A 17,496-nucleotide genomic window follows, 5' to 3' on the forward strand; every position below is an offset into this window, starting at 1 on the left:
GACCTATGACAAAGGAGAGTATACATGATCAATTTTTATGCCCACGGGGGAAGCGGAAACCACGGCTGTGAAGCCATTGTCCGGTCGTCCGTCAAACTGCTTCATCAGCCGGTCACTCTTTTTTCGACCCACATGGATCAGGATATCCAGTATGGTCTGGATCAAATCTGCACCGTGTGTTCCGACACAGATACTCCGCTGACCCGGGGAAGCAGAGAGTGGTTTCTTTCCGCCATTGAGACCAAGCTGACGGGAAGGATCGACAAGCAGATCGCCTATCGAAAAAAGGAACTTTTTAAGCAGATTCACAGCGGGGACCTTTATTTTTCCATCGGCGGCGATAACTATTGCTACCCGGGAACCGAGGTTCTGGCCGCGGAACGAAACATCCTCCAGCGGCGTGGAGCGAAAGTGGTGCTGTGGGGGTGCAGCGTGGAGCCAAAGCTGCTGGAAAAGCCGGAAATCGCAAAAGATATCGCGGCCTATGATCTTATCACAGCCCGGGAGACCCTTTCGTATGAGGCGCTGAAACAGGTAAATCCCAATACCGTATTGGTGGCCGATCCAGCCTTTACACTGGAGCGGAAGGACCTTCCGCTCCCAGATGGGTGGATGGACGGAAATATGGTTGGGATCAATGCCAGTCCGCTGATTTTGCAAAGCGGGAAAAACGGTCAGTTGGTGTATGCCGCGTATCAGAAGATGATTTCGGATCTTCTGGAGGCTACGGATTGCGGCGTAGCGCTCATCCCCCATGTGGTGTGGAAAGAAAATGATGACAGAGAGCCTCTTTCCAGGCTGTATCAGGAGTTCCGGTCGTCCGGACGGGTTATTCTGCTGAATGACTGCAACTGTTTGGAGCTGAAGGGATATATCGCCAGATGCAGGCTGTTTGTAGGGGCCAGAACCCACGCCACCATAGCGGCCTATTCCACCTGTGTCCCTACCCTGGTCCTGGGGTACTCGGTAAAATCGAGAGGCATTGCAAAGGATCTGTTTGGGACCGAAGAAAATTATGTTTTACCGGTACAGAAACTGGACGACAAAGAGGCCTTGTCGACGGCGTTTCGCTGGCTGTGCGATCATGAAAATGAGATCCGGACGCATTTGGAAAAGTACATGCCGGCATATACGCAAAAGGCACTGATTGGGGAAAGCGCTGTCAGGTCACTGTGACCCATTCCGGGCACACGGAATGGAAGCAGCGGTATACAATAAGTAAAGGATACAGAAATGAACAAAAAAATCAGCCAATTAAAGGCAGGCGTAATACTTTCCTATATTAACCTTGCCATTGGCAGCATGATACCAATCATATATACGCCCATTATGCTGCGGCTGCTTGGGCAGGCGGAATATGGGCTGTACAGTCTGTCCACCTCAGTAATCGGCTATCTGTCGCTGCTGAATTTCGGCATGGGGAGTACGATTGTCCGGTATGTGACCAAATACAGAGTCGAACATAAGAAGCATCAGGAACAGACGATTGTGGGACTATTTTTGATCGTCTATATTGTCCTGGCAATTTTGGTGCTGGCAGGCGGTGCGATTCTCTGCACCTGTACCCCCGTTTTTTTCAGCAAAGGCCTGGTCCAGGCGGAAATAGAGAAATTACAGGTATTGATTTTGATTATGACGGTCAATACCGCGGTCTCTTTTCCCATCAGTGTTTTTTCTTCCGTCATCATCGCCCATGAACGGTATGTGTTCAGCAGATGTATTGATATTCTTTCTACGATCATAGTCCCGATTACAAATATCGTCATGCTGTATCTGGGCTTTGGGTCTGTGGGAATGGCCGGCGCTTCGGTGGCCATTCAGCTTGCCATACTGCCGCTCTCGTTGACTTTTTGCTTAAAAAAGCTGGAAGTTAAGCCTATATTTGAAAAACCGGAATGGACGCTACTGAAAGAGATTTTGGGATTTTCTGCATTTGTCTTTCTCTCCACAGTGGTCGATATGCTGTTTTGGGCTACGGATAAGGTCATTTTAGGCGCCTTGGTTGGCTCCGTGGCCGTGGCCATTTATAACGTAGGTGCTACATTCAATTCAATCGTTGAGAAGCTCTCCACCACAATCAGCGGAGTTTTGACTCCGAGGATCACGGGAATGGTGGTGCTGGGCGCGGACGGGAAAGAACTGACGGATATTTTTATCAGAATTGGAAGGATTCAATTTCTGATTATAGGGTTGGTGATTTCCGGCTTTATCACCTTTGGAGAGCCGTTCATAGCCCTTTGGGCGGGAGAAGGATATGAGGAATCCTATGTGATCGCACTGCTGACCATGGTTCCGCTGACCATTCCTCTGATTCAGACAGTGGGCAAGAACATCGTGGTGGCACAAAACAGGCATCAGTTCCGCTCGGTTGTATATCTGGTAATAGCCGTTGTAAATGCAGTTTCCACTTATCTGATCATTCCGTATATGGGTGGCGTGGGAGCGGCGCTATGCTCCTCTCTGTCTTATATTGTGGGACAGGGCATTATTATGAACATCTATTATCAGAAAGTAACGGGACTGGATATGCTGGCTTTTTGGAAAAATATTTTGAAGATGCTGGTTGTACCGCTCATATTAGTGGTCATTTTTAAGCGATTTGTCTGTCAGACGGTTGATTTTTACCATTGGGAAACCTTTTTGGCGGGAGTGGTGGCATATACGTTGCTTTACTGCCTGCTGATGTATGTTACCCAGCTCAATGCCTATGAAAAGGACCTGATCCGGAAACCGATCCAGATTGCGGTGCAGATTATAAAAAAAGTGAGTTGAGCATATGGCTAAAATATTGATTTATAAAGATGTGGTGCCAAATGGGGAATATGATATATTCCGAACAATTGATTATCAAAAATTTCGGGACGAGGTGGGGGAGAGCGCCTGTTACAACGTAGGGAACAGGGCGTGGTTACAGGGAATCATCGTTGCGCTGGAGGACGGGAAGAACGAGCTGGTATTTCTGACCAAGGAAATGACTCCAAGCCAGATCAATGCGGAATTTGACTTTATCGTACTGCCCATGGCGAACATTTTCCAAAGGCGTTATATTGCGGATATGGAACGCCTGACGAAGATTTTTTCCCAGATCAAGGTACCGACATATGTTATCGCGTGCGGAGCCCAGGCGGACTCGTTCGATCAGCTGGAGGAATTGGTGGAATCCGTAAAAGAGCCTGCCAGCCGGTTTATCCGATCCATTTATGAAACTGGTGGAGAATTTGCGCTGCGGGGATTTTTTACCAAAGATTTTTTTGACAAATTGGGCTTTCCATCTGCCGTAGTGACAGGTTGTCCCTCCATGTACCAGTTAGGACCTGCGTTAAAGATAGAAAAGAAGGCGGGGACAGGTACCATCAAAGCCGCATATAACGGCAGTCTCCGTATCATCGGAAAAAAGCTGCTGAAAGAAGCGGGCTCCGTTTATTTGGATCAGGATGAATTTTACGGATTGCTGTTTGCCCTGGGGAACGAGGAGGTGAGCATACGGAATGATGTTTATGTCCGCAGTTTGGTAAGAAAATATGGCTATGAAATGGTGAAGCTGGCGATGGAACACAGGGCGATGCTGTTCCTGGACGTTCCTGTCTGGCGCAAATATTTGATGGAGAATAAGTTTAATTTCTCCTATGGCACACGGATCCATGGCAATATTATTTCTATTTTAAGCGGAATTCCCGCTTTAATCTGTGCGTGCGATTCCAGAACAAGAGAAATGGCCGAGTTCTACGCGATCCCTATGATTCAGCCGGACCAAAAAGAGAGGACGCTGGCAGAACTCTATGAGCTGACGGATTACAGCGCGTTCAATGCAAACTACGCCAAGAACTACAAGCAATTTGAGCGCTTTCTGGTCAACAGCGGGTTGGTTACGAAAATCGGGACAAAAAACCTCTTTTTTACAGAGGATGTCAGCCTGACATATGTGGACTGGGTACAGGCGCTGCTGGACCCGTATAGAAGCACCTTTGAAGCGCAGGAATACAAGCTTTTCCTGTACGATCAAAGAGTCAGGCTATCCAGAAAGGCCAAACAAATCACCCATAAGTTTTTGCCATAAGACTATGGAATGACGGATAAGAGGACGTTTACGCTATGCCGGAACTTGCGAAAAAAACAGAATGTACAGGCTGTACCGCCTGTGCATCCGTTTGTCCAAAGCAATGTATCAAAATGGTACGGGATGAAGAAGGCTTTGCCTATCCCGAAGTTGATCTGCATCAATGTGTTGACTGTATGCTGTGCGTGAAAAGCTGTCCCATTAAGACGAATGATCTGCGGACCCATCCAACGCCATCGGCATATGCGGCTTATAGCAATGCCGCCCAATTGCGGGAAGAGAGCTCCTCGGGCGGGATTTTTTCCGAGATTGCGATGGAGATATTCAACAGGGGCGGCGTTGTATTTGGAGCTGCGTATGACACGCGGTTTGAGGTAAGGCATGTTTGCATAGAGACGGCGGACGAGCTGTACAGATTAAGAGGGGCAAAGTATGTGCAGAGCACACTGGACGGTGTTTTTTTACAGGTAAAGGATTACCTGCAGAGGCAGCGTGAGGTGTTGTTTTCCGGTACGCCCTGTCAGATCGCCGGACTGAAAGCCTTTCTGAAAGAAGAATATCCTTTGCTGACATGTATCGATTTCGTCTGTCATGGCGTGCCCTCTCCGGCTGTTTGGCGGGAATATGTGCGATATCGCAGCAGGCTGGACAATAACGGGGATCTACCGCGCTCGATCAATATGCGTTCCAAGGAGTCTGGCTGGAGCCGTTATCAATATTCCAATACGTTTGTTTACGGTCAGAAGAGATGGAGCAGCCGAAACCAGGATAATCTTTTTATGAGGCTGTTTGTAGGGGGCTATATCAACAGAGCGTGCTGTGAAAATTGTAAGGCAAAGGGGTATGACAGAACAAGCGATATTACGCTGGGGGATTTTTGGGGGATATGGGAAGTCAGGCCGGAAATGGATGATGATAAGGGGACTTCTCTGGTCCTGCTCCATTCAGAAAAGGCCAGACGGCTATTTGATGCCATCCATGACCGGATCAGATATCAGCCCGTAAGTTTGGAGGAAGCGAGTTGGATGAACCCGTCGCTTTTGCAATCCTCTAAAGCCAAAGGGGAACGGGCGGTGTTTATAAAAAGTGCAATAGACGGAGCATTTGACCAGTTGGAGGAGCGGCTTGGTCAGGATGCTGCTGGGCGCAAAGGGTCTCTTTTTCGCCGTGCCGGCGGGTGGTTTCGGCGGCTTCTGCAGGGAAAATAACAGAAAAAAAGAAAGGCATCGGCTTGTTGTCTGCGCCTATGTATGAACGGTCGGTGTGGGAGTGAGATATGGTAAAGGAAGGGCAAAGGGAATCAAACTTTGAGCTGCTGCGCATTTTGTCCATGTGTGGGATCATCGTCGCGCACTATATCAACAGCGAGATAGGAGGCGCGGTGCAGGAAGCGGTATTTCCCAATTTTTCGTGGTTATATGTACATTTTATCAGCGGATTTTGTATGCCGCTGGTCAATTGCTTTGTGCTCATCTCCGGGTTTTTTATGATAAGCAAAAAGACATTTTCTTTGAGAAAAACAGCGGATTTGCTGTGTATTACGGCGTTTTATGGGGGTATTTCCTATTTTATCTCCATTGCGGCGCAAAGCAACACTTGGAACATTCGGGAGTTTGTATACGCAGTCATACCGTTTTGGAAGGGCGCGAGATGGTTTGTAGAAACCTATATCATTCTGATTTTGCTGGCGCCGTTTTTGAATAAGGCGCTTTGTTCTTTGAACAAAAAAGCATATGAGCTCCTGCTTGCCATTCAAATATTGATTTTTTCGGTATGGTATTCCGTTGGCCTGAGTGCACCGGTATTGGACGACGGATACGGGATCATCAACTTTATCACGCTCTATATGATAGGGGGATACCTGAAACGATACGGCGGTGAGAGCTGGCTTTACCGGCAGAAGAAGTGGAAGCTTTTATTGATCTATGTGGGGATGGCTGTCGTAACCTTCCTGATGAGCTATTTTACCAATCCATATGGGTATGCTTACATCACAAATATCGTAGGCGCAGCTGCTATTTTTACTTTTTTTGCAAAGTGGGATATCGGTCGGATCAGATGGATCAATGGAATCAGCAAGGCCGCGTTTGATGTATATTTTGTACACAGCGACAAAAATACAAGCCTTTTGCTGATGTATGAGCTGTTGGGAGCAAAGTTTATTGTGGATACCCCATGGATTATGCTCCACGTAATACCAGTCATTCTGATCGTGTGGCTGCTGGGATTTTGCACATTTAAGGTCCGCAAAAAGCTGTTCCGCCTCTCGGTGGATAAACTGCTGGATAAGGTCCGATTTTTGAACAGAGAGATTGAAATCTAAACCATAAAGCGGCCAGTGTTCGTAAGCGTAAAAACAGTCGGCGGCTTGTCAGGGTAAAATGCCTCTGCCAAACTATAAGAGTCTAAGAAAGTGCATGGTACTACAAGGTAGTACCAGAGAGTACCCAAGACTCTGAGACAGTGAGGTGGAGATATGGAAAAGACAGAAAGTTTACAGAGGGCCAATCAACAACAGCGGTTGGTGGAATGGAGCCGGCATGTGGAGGCCTGCCGGAACAGCGGGCTGTCGGTAGGTCAATGGTGCCGGGAAAATGGAATATCGGTATCCACCTATTTCTCCTGGCAGAGGAAGGTGTTCCAGGCTCTGAAAGAAGTCCAGGAGGTAACCTTTGCAGAGGTGCCGGTCATGGAGCGTTCCCAGCCCTGCGGGCATATCGCAGCCGCAATGGAAGTAAGCGGTGTACGGATCCAGGTCTATGAGGGAGCGGATGGGGCCACACTGCAGGCAATTCTCCAGGCAGTAAAGTCATGCTGAACGATTTTAGCTGCAGCTGCCCGGTGTACATCGCCTGCGGATACACAGACCTGCGGCGCGGCATTGATGGACTGGCCAATCTGGTAAAGAGCCAGTTCCAAATGGATCCCTTTCAGCGGGCGCTGTTTCTGTTCTGCGGGAGGAGGCGGGACCGGCTCAAGGCACTGTACTGGGAGGGAGACGGCTTTCTGCTGCTGTATAAGCGTCTGGAGAGCGGCAGTTTCCAATGGCCTCGGAGCACGGAGGAAGTGCGGGCCCTGACGCCGCAGCAATACCGCTGGCTGATGGAGGGACTGAAGACGGAGCAGCCGAAGGCAAACAAGGCTGTGTTTGGCCTGAGCGTGATCTGATGCCGGAAAAGAGCAAAAGCAGTGGCTTTTTGACCTGTTTTATGGTATAATTTTATTATGGAACACGAAAAGAATACTGCCGCAAGCACCCCGGAAATGGTGACCATTTCACGGGCGGAAAAGGAACCAGGCAGGACTTCTACGAGCAAGTCCTACATGTGGCTCTACCGGACCAGCGGCTGCGCCAAGTATCCCATTGTGTTGTACGAGTACCAGCCCAGCCGGAAGGCGGAGCACGCGGCGGCCTTCCTCAAGGATTTCTCCGGCTGGCTGCATGCAGACGGCTACCAGGGGTACCACAAGCTGCGGTCGAACATCCGGGTGGTGGGCTGCTGGGCTCATGCCAGGAGAAAATTTGACGAAGCGCTGCAGACGCTGCCCAAAGAGAAATGGAAGGATTCTCTGGCGGCAGTTGGTGAGTGTTATTGCACCAGGCTGTTTCAGCTGGAGCAGTCTCTCATGGACCTGACGCCGGAAGAGCGCTATACCAAGCGGCTGGAACTGGAGAAACCGGTTCTGGACGCTCTGTTGGCATGGGCAAATGAGGCCAGCGCTAAAACGGCCCCCAAGTCTGCCCTGGGCAAGGCCCTGCACTATCTGCGGGAGCAGTGGCCCTACCTGGTGCGCTATCCGGAGGACGGCAGGCTGGAGCTCTCCAACAACCGTGCCGAGCGCAGCATTAAACCCTTCGTCATGGGCCGGAAGAACTGGCTCTTTTCCAACACCCCCGCCGGGGCTCAGTCCAGCGCTGTGATCTACAGCCTGATTGAGACCGCAAAGGAGAACGGTCTGAATCCCTACCGCTACCTGCTTTGGCTTCTGAACACCGCACCTGGCCTGAGCCGGACGGATGAAGCCTGGGCAGAATCTTTCCTCCCTGTGAATGCTCCGCAGGAATGTAAAATTCCAAAACCATAATAAAAATACCGACCGCCATCTCAATGCCTGCGCACTGAGATGGCGGCCGTTTTATACGTCGGAAGATTTGACGGTTACGTTTATTCCATGACGCCGATCTCATCGGCCACGGTAAAGTCAGCGTCGGTGCAGGCCCGGATGTCCTCCACCGTGTAGCCCGGGGCCAGCTCCCGCAGCACCAGGCCGTCGGGGGTGACCTCAAAATAGCACCGCTCGGTGACGATGTCGGTGACGCACCGGGCGCCGGTGAGGGGGAGGGTACACTGCTTGAGGATCTTGGACTGGCCGTTTTTCTCACAATGCTCGGTGGCCACCACGATCTTCTTTACGCCGGCGCACAGATCCATCGCGCCGCCCATACCGGGCACCAGCTTGCCGGGGATGGTCCAGTTGGCGATGTTGCCCTGCTGGTCCACCTGAAGGGTGCCCAATACCGCCGCGTCCACATGTCCGCCGCGGATGTAAGCAAAGGAGGTGGCGTGGTCGCACACGCTGCCGCCGGGGATCACAGAAGCGGGCTGTCCGCCGGCATCGATGAGGTCGGGGTCCACCTCATCCCAGGCGGGGGAGGCGCCGCAGCCCACGATACCGATTTCCGCTTCCAGCCACAGTTCCACGCCCTCGGGGAGATAGTTGACGCACATCAGGGGCAGACCAATGCCCAGATTGACAAAATCGCCGTCTTTGAAAAACTTTGCGCAGCGGGACGCAATCAGCGCCCGTCCGGTAAGAGCTCCCATTACTGCTTGCCTCCTTCCGCCGCTTCCCGCGCTTTGGCTTCCGCCTTGGCTTTCGCCCGCTGCCACATGGGGCAAAGGGGCTTCTTTTCTCCTGTGCGCACATAGACCAGATCCACAATGGGGGCGGGAATGTCGATCTCATCGGGGCCCAGCTCGCCCACTTCCACCAGCTCCTCCACTTCCGCGATGACCAGGTCGGCGGCCAGGGCCATGTAGCTGTTGGTGGCCCGGCTCATGAGACGGAAGTTCAGGTTGCCGGCCTTGTCCGCCTTGGTGGCCTTGATGAGGGCCACGTCGGCGTGGAGGGGCAGCTCCAGCAAATATTCTTTTCCGTTGATGGTCAGCTTCTGCTTGCCCTTTTCCACATCGGTGCCTAGGCCGGTGGGGGTGAGACAGCCGCCCAGACCGGCGCCGCCGCAGCGGATGCGCTCGGCAAAGGTGCCCTGGGGGACAAACTCAATGTCCAGCTCGCCGGCGAACATCTGGTCCCGGGCTTCCGGGTTGAGGCCGATGTGGGTGGTGATGAGGCTTCGGACCCGGTGCTCGTGAATGAGCCGGCCCAGTCCCTGATCCGGCATACCGCCGGAGACCGCGATGGCATCAATGTCCTTGACGCCCTTTTTCAGCAGCTCGGTGATGAGCTCCTCGGCGGAAAATTCGCCGTGCCAGTCGCCGAACATGATGACCTGGCCGTCATGGATGCCGGCCACGGCCTCCTCGCGGGTCACGATCTTAGATTTCAAATCTCTTACCACCTTTCATGTGGGGACGGACGGTTGCCGCCCTTTATTGACCCTGGAATTGGGGCTTGCGCTTTTCCATAAATGCCTTGCAGCCTTCCTGGAAGTCCATGGAGGCGGCGCACTGGCGCTGGGTGGGGACCTCGGTCTCGTCCAGCCATTTTTTGTAATCGGCGTAGCTGGCGTCATAAATCTGCTTTTTGATGTTTTTGTAGGAAATGAGGGGACCGGCGGCCAGCTTTTTGGCAAAGGCCATGGTGACCTCGTCCAGCTCGTCCACCGTGGTGACCCGATAGGCCAGGCCCAGGTCCTTGGCCTCCTGAGCGCCCATGGGACGGCCGGTGGCCGCCAGCTCCATGGTACGGGCGGTGCCGATGCTCTTACAGAGCAGATAGGTGGCGCCGGTGTCGGGCACGAGGCCCAGGTTGACGAAAGCCAGGATGAATTTTGCGTTGTCGGCGCAGATCATAAAGTCGCCGGCCAGGGCCAGACTCACACCCGCGCCCGCCGCCGCGCCGCACACCGAGGTGATGACCAGCTTGCTCATCCGTTTGATGCCGTCGGCCACGCTGCCCACCTTGCTGATGAGGCCGTCCATATTGACCTCGCCGCCGGCCTGGATCAGCTGATAGAAGTAGCCAATGTCTCCGCCGGCGGAGAAAGCCTTCCGGCTGCCCTTGAGCACCACCACCCGCACAGCCGGGTCCTGTTCCGCGGCGTCCACCACATACTGAAGCTCGTCGGCCATCTGCTCGTCAATGGCGTTGAGGTTTTTGAGATAGTCCATGGTGATGACTGCCACTCCGTCCTGTACGGTATAGATCAGTTTTTTCAGCTCCATTGATACTCCGCTCCTTTTTTTATGATAGTTGGGTGACAAACGGAAAAAGCTGCGTTATAAAAGAAAAAGGGCTGTGGACGGGCTGGGTGGAAAGCGCGGCTGGAACGCGGCCGTTCCAAAAGAGGATAAAAACATTTTGGCAATTATCGCCAAAATTTTATACATATAGTATACCATAAATAAGCAATTATGACAAGAAAAATTTAGGACGCGCAATAATTGGCCCCGGCGGCGCGGCGCGCTCCGAAGAAGGACAATGAAAACAGAGCGGGTTGAAATTTGAGAAGCAGTTAAGTAAAATACCATACATATAGATGCCGAAAGGCAGAAAGAAAGGATGATCACCTTGGCCACACTGCTTGAGAAAAAACTGTCCCGATTGACCCCCGGCACCCAAGTCGAGCTCACCTATGACTGCGGAGACGCGTTGCGCAAAAAAGTCATAGGTACGGTGGTGGACAACGACAACGAAGAGAGCATCGAGGTGCTCTCCCAAGACGGAACAGACCTGATTTTGAATTACTGCGACATCAAAATGCTCAGCGCCCAGCCGGGGGGCCAGAGACCGGCTCCGGAGGAAAAGAGAGAGGAGGAGGTCAGACCGAGCCGCAAACCGCTTTACGAGGAAGCGCCGGAGGATATCCTCAACGTCAACGACCAGAAACTGGAACAGCTGATGGACCAGATGCCAAAGCAGGACCGGAAAAAGCTTTCGGGTGTGTATGACAGCTTCCGGTACGGCGTACGGATGAGCGACAAAAGCAAACTCTCATCCGCGGCCCAGAACGGAAAACGCATCCTCTTTGATGCGGCGGACCAGGATTATGACTGGTCTGACGAGGCGATTTTGTTTTGCACCTATCTTTTGCGCAGAGCCAACAGCTACGACCATGAAGTGCCGCTCATTGGTGAATTTTACCATGAAGCCGCCGCTTCCTGCTGGAAGGAGGGAAAATACAGCCTCTCCGCCGCCTATGCCATCCTTGCCATACTGAAAGGCGGGCATGACGCGGACAGGAATCTGATGATCCTCACAGTCAACGGAATCGTAAAGGGCAACGACATTTCCGGCCTGCGCATCCTGAACGAACGCCTGCCGGACGGCTTTGCAACTAATCTGAAAGAGATGATCGGAGACCTCTTCCTGGCCAAAGGGCTCCGGATCACCAAGGAGCAGGAGATACAGGAGGCCATTCAGACGCTGGAAACCATGTACGGTCAGGGGGAGATGCTGGAAGAGCTCCAATACTGGTTGGGAGAGGAAGAGACGGAGGACAAGCCGTCGTCTGAGGTCCAGGCGGGACCGGATAAAGCCGGGGAGCAGACGGCTCCCCCTTTGGCAAAGCCGCAGTGTGCCTACGGAGTCATCAGCAGGCTGAACTGGGGAGAACATACGGGCAAGATCCAGGGGGAGGACGGCGAGAGCTATACCTTTGCCTATACGGACATTGCCGACAACGCGCTCAGAAAAAGCGTGGAGGACTGTATGCGCGCCGACCTGGGCGGGGCCGTCTATGGGGTGCGGTTCCTTGCGGACGGAAGCGCCGCCAGGCAGATCCAGCAGGCCATGTTTGTGGACCGGGCCAGGTCGCTCATGGTGGACGGCAGCCAGAGTGACCGCTTTGAGCGGGCCTATGATCTTTGCAAGCGGGCGCTTGAGACCCAGGATGTCACCAGAGCGCTGGTGGAGCTGGTCAAGATTGCGGAGACGCTTTATGGCAAAAACGGCGACCAGACTATTTTGGAGGAGACCATTGCCTGCTACGAAAAGCGCAAGGATAAATACCCCACCGATAAACCGGCTTACATCATGAACGTGGCCCGGTGCTATGGATATCTCAAGCAGTACCCCAAGATGATCGAGCACTTTGAACGGGCCGTTGGGATGGACGGGCTGGGCATCGGCGCCCGGCTCCCCATTACGGGCACCTATCTCAAGATGCTCAATGAGTACCAAAAGGCCTCGGGCGACAAAGGGATGTTCTCTAAAATGCTGGGTGTTGTCGCCGACTTGGAGAAGTCGTGGGGCAGCAAGATCGCCCAGGAGCCAAAATGGACAGATCAGTATAAAAGCGCCATTCTGCCCTACAAGATGATCGCGGAATGCGGACTGGACCGGCTGGAGGAGGCCCAGGAGACCTATGCCGCGCTCTCCGTGTCCAAGGCGACGCAGGAGACGTTGGAGGCGCTGCTGCGGGAGACCAGGGAACGTCTGGCGCCGCAGCCGGAAGCGCCCACGGAGGACGTGGGGGCCTATGACCCGCTGCCGGAGGTTCTTGGGGATTATCAGGACCCGCTGCCGGAGGAGGAAGAAGAGGGAGAGATACCGCCCTATGAAGATGCCGGCGGCTGGAACGCACTTTGCCTCACCAAGCGGGAGGCGGCAGACTGTGCCGTTGGGATGGGCGGTCAAGGTTTTATACCGGAGATGCTGGCCTATCTTCGGGCCGCGGCCAATCTGAACCCGGAGCTGGAGCCCCTTTACCGGACCGTGGCCCTGGCGGCCAACGATCCCATGCATCCGGCGGACGATCGGGTGCAGACCCTTAACGACGCGCTGGCCGGCAGCGACACGGACTACCCCGTGCTCACCGACTACTGTATGGGAGCGGCCTTCCTCAGAATGGCCTTTGTGTCGGGGGCGGGCTATGACTATAACGCCAAGGGGCTCCGGGACAGCATTGCGGTCTGCCAACAGCCGGCCATGGGACGTGTATGCGACCTGCTGGAGGAATTCCACAGAGAGACCGGCCGCGCCATCGACATCTACGCCGACTACCGCAACCAGGATGTCAAACGGCTGCTGGCGGACCAGCAGGAGACGGTAAGCCACGCTCAGGACCTTTATACCAAATTTGTTTTGACCCCGGCCAGAGAGGGGGTTAAATTTGCCCGCCTTCTGGAGGCAAAGAAGCTCCTCTTTGCCAAGGACGGCACGCTGGCCACCCTCCTCCAATCTATCATCGACCAGGATCAGGAGGCGCTGGAGGAAGAAAAGGAGTCCTTTGTCCGGCAGTTCCTCAACGGCGTCCCCCGTTTCTCCGGAAATCAGATCAGCGAACAGGCCATGGAGGACCTGATCGAGGAGGTATGGGAGCAGGCGGGGAAAAACATGCAGCAGAAAAAGGTAAATGCCCGCCTCCAGGGTGAGCGCCGCAACAATCTGCGCTCCAACCTCCGGGAGGTGCTCTCCACCGTCTGCCGCTGGTATGACCTGGACGAGCAGAGCGCCGGGTTGACCTGGCGCACCGAGGAGGGAGCAGAAGCCTATCAGCAGGCGCGGCCCCGGCTCCTGGAGCAGCTGGGAGAGATCGGCGCGTGTTTCTCCGCCGGGACGGAGGAAGATCCCCAGGCCGCCGCCGGCCGGCGTCTGCTCTGCCGCACCGCCGAGGAGCTGGCGGCCCGGCTGGAGGGGAGATGGAAGTACGGACAGGAAAAATTCCTGTATGTGGACTTCCTCAAGACGGGCTGCGTCATGCTGGATCAGGACTTCATGCCTGAGCTGAGCGCCACCTTCTGCGTCCTGCCGGAGTTCAATATCCTGGCGCGGATTCGCCGGCATGTGGAGCGCCATAAGCCCTCCTTCCAGGAGCAGATCGACCGGATCTACGGCCCCGACAAGTGCTGCAGCAACTACGGCAGCGCCGGTCTGATCGTCCGGTATCTGGAGGCGATGGGGGAGGAGACCGTCACCCTGCCGGAGCATCCCGAGCGCTTTGTGGAGCACTCGGCCATGCAGTTGGATATGCGCTACCGCAGCTTCCGGGAGACCTACGCCCTGGCCATGAACTATGGGCAGATCATCAAGTCCGACGCCTTCTGCTGCACCCTGGAGGATACGGCGCGGTATTGGTACAAATTCTGCAAGGAGTCGGGAGACTATGGCTTCTTTACCAGCTTCCTCTATCACGCCGAAAATCAGATTCACGCCAGCGCCCGCCAGTATGAGACCCAGCTGGACGAGCAGCTGGACGCGCTGATCGCCAGCAATCAGGACTATTTCAATGCCCATCCCGATTATGTGGAGGCCATTCGCGCCCAGATCGTCAACCAGAACTTTACCGTGGCCGAGGACTGGATGGCCCGCATCCGCATCGGCGACTTCTCCCTGAACGTGCAGCAGCTGGAGGCGCTGGGCTATCTGGAGTCCTTCTGGAACAGCTATGTGGTCATTTACAACCGGGTGGCGGACGCCAGCCGCACGCTGGCCGGCCTGCTGGGCCGCCGGGAGGTGCGCAACAAGGACTCCAAGCACGCCCAGCAGCTCATCGACAACTGGCTCAGCAGCGGAAATCCCTCCACCCCCGAACGGATCGGCCAGCTGCTGAGTCTGTTGGGCTGGCAGAATGTCCGGGTCTCTCCCTGCGCCTTTGCCGGGGAGATGCGCACCGAGCTTTATGAAGTCTGCAAGGAGAGCAGCTTTGCCGGCCGTGCGGCGCCGCTCCATCCCATCGCGGCCTTCGGCTCCGGCCTGGAGAAAAAGGGGATGTATGTGGCCTGCCTCTATGGCATCTACGACTGCGACCGCATTTTTGAGAAGATCCGCGCCCTTGACGTGATCGACGGCAGCAAGGTGATCCTGCTGGATTATGCGCTGGGTCAGGCCGACCGGCGGGCCCTGGCCCGCAAGATGAAGCAGCGGGAGAGCGGCCTGCGCAACGTGTCCATTGTCATTGACCGGGTCCTCATCACCTATCTGGCCAACAACTATAACGAAAACCTCATCAACCGCATCCTGATGGCCACCGCCATGCCCTTCTCCTATTGCCAGCCCTATGTGGTGGACAGCATGCACACCATGCCGCCCGAACTGTTCATCGGTCGGAAGGACGAGCTCCTCAAGATCGAGCAGCCGGACGGGGTGAATCTGATCTACGGCGGCCGGCAGCTGGGCAAATCGGCGCTCTTCAAAAAGGCCCTGTCCGATCTGGACGGCTATCAGAACCAGCGGGCGGTGCTCATCGACATCAAGCATCTGGGCTGCGCTGACGCCGCCAAAAAGCTCTCCGCCAAGCTGATCGACCTGGAGATCACCCCCGACGGGGAGATTACCGACGATTGGGATACCCTGTGCAGAAACATCGAGCGCCGTCTGCGCAGCCGGGACCAGGAGATCCGCTATTTCCTGCTGATGCTGGACGAGGCGGACACCTTCATCAAGGACTGTGCCGGCTGCGGGTACCGGCCCCTGGTTGCCCTGAAGGATGTGCAGCAGTCCCTGCCCGGGCAGTTCAAGTATGTCCTGGCCGGCCTCCATGACATCGTGCGCTTCAACCGTCAGGTGGCGCTGGGCAACAACTCGGTCATCACCCATATGTCCTCCCTGAAGATCACGCCCTTCCGCACCCCGGAGGCCGAGGAGCTGCTCACCGGTCCCCTGAGCTATCTGGGCTTCTCCCTGCCCAGCAAGGTCACCGTCTCCCAGATTCTGGCCACCTGCAACTACTTCCCCGGCCTGATCCAGCTTTATGCGAAAAAGCTCATCGAGTCGGTGCGCTCGGCCGACTATGCCGGCTACGACGTCAAAAAGGCCCCGCCCTATGTGGTCTCCGACGAGCACCTGCGCCGGGTCATGAGCGACAAGGAGTTTGTGGACCAGATCTATGATAAATTTGAGATCACCCTGACCCTGGACCAGGACGAGGGCAGCTGCTACTATCCGCTGGCTCTGGTGATCGGTCTGCTGTACAATGTAGCGCCCTCCAAATCGGGCTACACCGCCCAGGATGTGCTTGCCTGCGCCAGGGACTTTTCCGTATATCCGCTGATGGAGCTGGACGAGGAAAAGATCGACGCCCTCTTCCAGGAACTTCAGGACCTGAACATTTTGCGCAGCGTGTCCAACAACTCCTATCTGCTGGCCTCCAAGAACTTCCGGGATCTGCTGGGCACCGATGAGGAGATCCTCAACAAGCTGGTAAAGATGGGAGGCGCGCCGGTATGAGTCCAGGCATGATTTGGTGGGGACAGATCGGGAACTCCCTCCGCCTGCTCAGCCGCATCGCCAACGATCTGCGGGACCGCCGTTCGGCGGTCCTGCGGGTCCCCCGGAGGCTGCCCTGGCGGGCGGCGTTTTATGAGGCGGTGGACCTGCGCCGGTCCTCCTTCGGCGGGGAACGGCGGCTCCGGCGGCTTCCCTGGGAGGAGGGAGCCGACCCGGGGGCGTATATTCTGGATAAGCTCTGCTCCGAGCGGGTCCGGGCCGACTACTGGCCGGGGCAGACCTACGGGGCGTACCTGGGGTCCAGGGACGATATCGTGCTGTGCGACTACTACGTCTGGATCACCGGTATCCGGCGCAAGCGGGATCTGTTCCAGTGGCTGGAATTCGTCACGCAGTATAGGCAGGCGGCAAAGCAGGCCGAGCAGAGCGCCGTTTTTATACTGGAATGCGAAGAGACCGTGGCGGACGCCTCGGGGATGGACGTCATTGATTACAGCGTGGAAAATTATGACTGCCGGGTGTTCGCGCTGGAGACGGCCAACGCCCTTTGCGCCGGGGAGCTGCGGGCCTACCAGGCGGAGCTGGCGCTGAGCCTGGCCGGCAATGACCCGGAGCTCTGCTGCGCCCTGCTGCGGGAGGGCGAACGGCTGCTGCAAGACCCGGTTAGGACCGCGCTGGAGGTGTGCAAAACCGCCCTTTCTTCCTCCGGCGAGCCGTTTTCGGCGTTGGAAGAACAGCAGGCGGCCAGCGCGGCGTGGGAGGCGGCCGTGGTGCTGCTGTTTCCTGTTTTGGAGCGCTTCCGCATGGACTTTATCAAGCGGTTTGACGAGGAGCTTCGGCGGCATCTCCCCATCCACAACTCCAACGGGGATGTGGTCCAGGACCCGCAGGATCTGGAGATCGGGCCGCTATACCATATTGTGACGGCGTGTTCAAAGGCGTTTTCCCCCGCCATGGTGGAGGCCATACGGCTTTGCCGCAATGCGCGCAATCTGCTGGCCCACAATAAGCTCGTCCCCTATGAGGACGTCAGACGGCTTTTGACGCTGGAAAAAAGCTAATTAAAAGACAAGAAAAATGGAGAGAAA

13 protein-coding genes are annotated in these 17,496 nt (G+C 55.2%); 10 read left to right on the top strand and 3 right to left on the bottom strand.

What is annotated here, in order from left to right; translation table 11 throughout:
• Window positions 1-24: 24 nt before the first annotated feature.
• The 8 genes from H7U37_RS02795 to tnpC all read left to right on the top strand — a co-directional run bounded on the left by H7U37_RS02795 (window position 25) and on the right by tnpC (window position 8,143).
• On the top strand, window positions 25-1,176 hold the full coding sequence (locus tag H7U37_RS02795) for a polysaccharide pyruvyl transferase family protein (RefSeq protein ID WP_204873433.1): 1,152 nt from the start codon (window positions 25-27) through the stop codon (window positions 1,174-1,176).
• A 57-nt stretch (window positions 1,177-1,233) separates the two neighbouring features.
• Window positions 1,234-2,772, top strand: coding sequence for an oligosaccharide flippase family protein (locus H7U37_RS02800; RefSeq protein WP_204873434.1), 1,539 nt, complete (start codon window positions 1,234-1,236; stop codon window positions 2,770-2,772).
• 4 nt (window positions 2,773-2,776) lie between these two features.
• Window positions 2,777-4,057 (top strand): polysaccharide pyruvyl transferase family protein, encoded by a 1,281-nt coding sequence (locus H7U37_RS02805; protein ID WP_204873436.1) that lies wholly within the window; start codon window positions 2,777-2,779, stop codon window positions 4,055-4,057.
• A 35-nt stretch (window positions 4,058-4,092) separates the two neighbouring features.
• Window positions 4,093-5,265, top strand: coding sequence for a Coenzyme F420 hydrogenase/dehydrogenase, beta subunit C-terminal domain (locus H7U37_RS02810; RefSeq protein WP_204873438.1), 1,173 nt, complete (start codon window positions 4,093-4,095; stop codon window positions 5,263-5,265).
• 68 nt (window positions 5,266-5,333) lie between these two features.
• Complete coding sequence (locus tag H7U37_RS02815; RefSeq protein WP_204873440.1) at window positions 5,334-6,380, top strand: acyltransferase family protein; 1,047 nt, start codon at window positions 5,334-5,336, stop codon at window positions 6,378-6,380.
• Window positions 6,381-6,533: 153 nt separating this feature from the next.
• Complete coding sequence (tnpA, locus tag H7U37_RS02820) at window positions 6,534-6,875, top strand: IS66 family insertion sequence element accessory protein TnpA (RefSeq protein WP_204873442.1); 342 nt, start codon at window positions 6,534-6,536, stop codon at window positions 6,873-6,875.
• Complete coding sequence (gene tnpB, locus H7U37_RS02825) at window positions 6,869-7,225, top strand: IS66 family insertion sequence element accessory protein TnpB (RefSeq protein ID WP_204873444.1); 357 nt, start codon at window positions 6,869-6,871, stop codon at window positions 7,223-7,225. The genes tnpA and tnpB overlap by 7 nt, the downstream gene beginning before the upstream one ends.
• Window positions 7,226-7,321: 96 nt before the next feature.
• Window positions 7,322-8,143 (top strand): IS66 family transposase, encoded by an 822-nt coding sequence (gene tnpC, locus H7U37_RS02830; protein ID WP_204873445.1) that lies wholly within the window; start codon window positions 7,322-7,324, stop codon window positions 8,141-8,143.
• Between the two features lie 80 nt (window positions 8,144-8,223).
• Here tnpC and H7U37_RS02835 read toward each other — a convergent pair whose 3' ends face one another.
• The 3 genes from H7U37_RS02835 to H7U37_RS02845 are packed head-to-tail and all read right to left on the bottom strand — an operon-like array spanning window position 8,224 to window position 10,464.
• Entirely contained in the window at window positions 8,224-8,883 is a 660-nt protein-coding gene (locus H7U37_RS02835) for a CoA transferase subunit B (RefSeq protein WP_204873446.1), read from the bottom strand.
• Entirely contained in the window at window positions 8,883-9,626 is a 744-nt protein-coding gene (locus H7U37_RS02840; RefSeq protein ID WP_204873447.1) for a CoA transferase subunit A, read from the bottom strand. Before H7U37_RS02840 ends, H7U37_RS02835 begins: the two co-directional genes overlap by 1 nt.
• Window positions 9,627-9,669: 43 nt before the next feature.
• Window positions 9,670-10,464: an enoyl-CoA hydratase/isomerase family protein gene (locus tag H7U37_RS02845; protein WP_204873448.1), complete on the bottom strand. Its 795-nt coding sequence runs from the start codon at window positions 10,462-10,464 to the stop codon at window positions 9,670-9,672.
• A 346-nt stretch (window positions 10,465-10,810) separates the two neighbouring features.
• Here H7U37_RS02845 and H7U37_RS02850 point away from each other — a divergent pair, with 346 nt between their 5' ends.
• Entirely contained in the window at window positions 10,811-16,408 is a 5,598-nt protein-coding gene (locus H7U37_RS02850) for an ATP-binding protein (protein ID WP_204873449.1), read from the top strand.
• Entirely contained in the window at window positions 16,405-17,469 is a 1,065-nt protein-coding gene (locus H7U37_RS02855) for a hypothetical protein (protein ID WP_204873450.1), read from the top strand. Before H7U37_RS02850 ends, H7U37_RS02855 begins: the two co-directional genes overlap by 4 nt.
• Window positions 17,470-17,496 lie beyond the last annotated feature (27 nt).

This window comes from Pseudoflavonifractor phocaeensis, assembly GCF_016901735.1.
In the GTDB taxonomy this organism is placed as follows: Bacteria; Bacillota; Clostridia; order Oscillospirales; family Oscillospiraceae; genus Pseudoflavonifractor_A.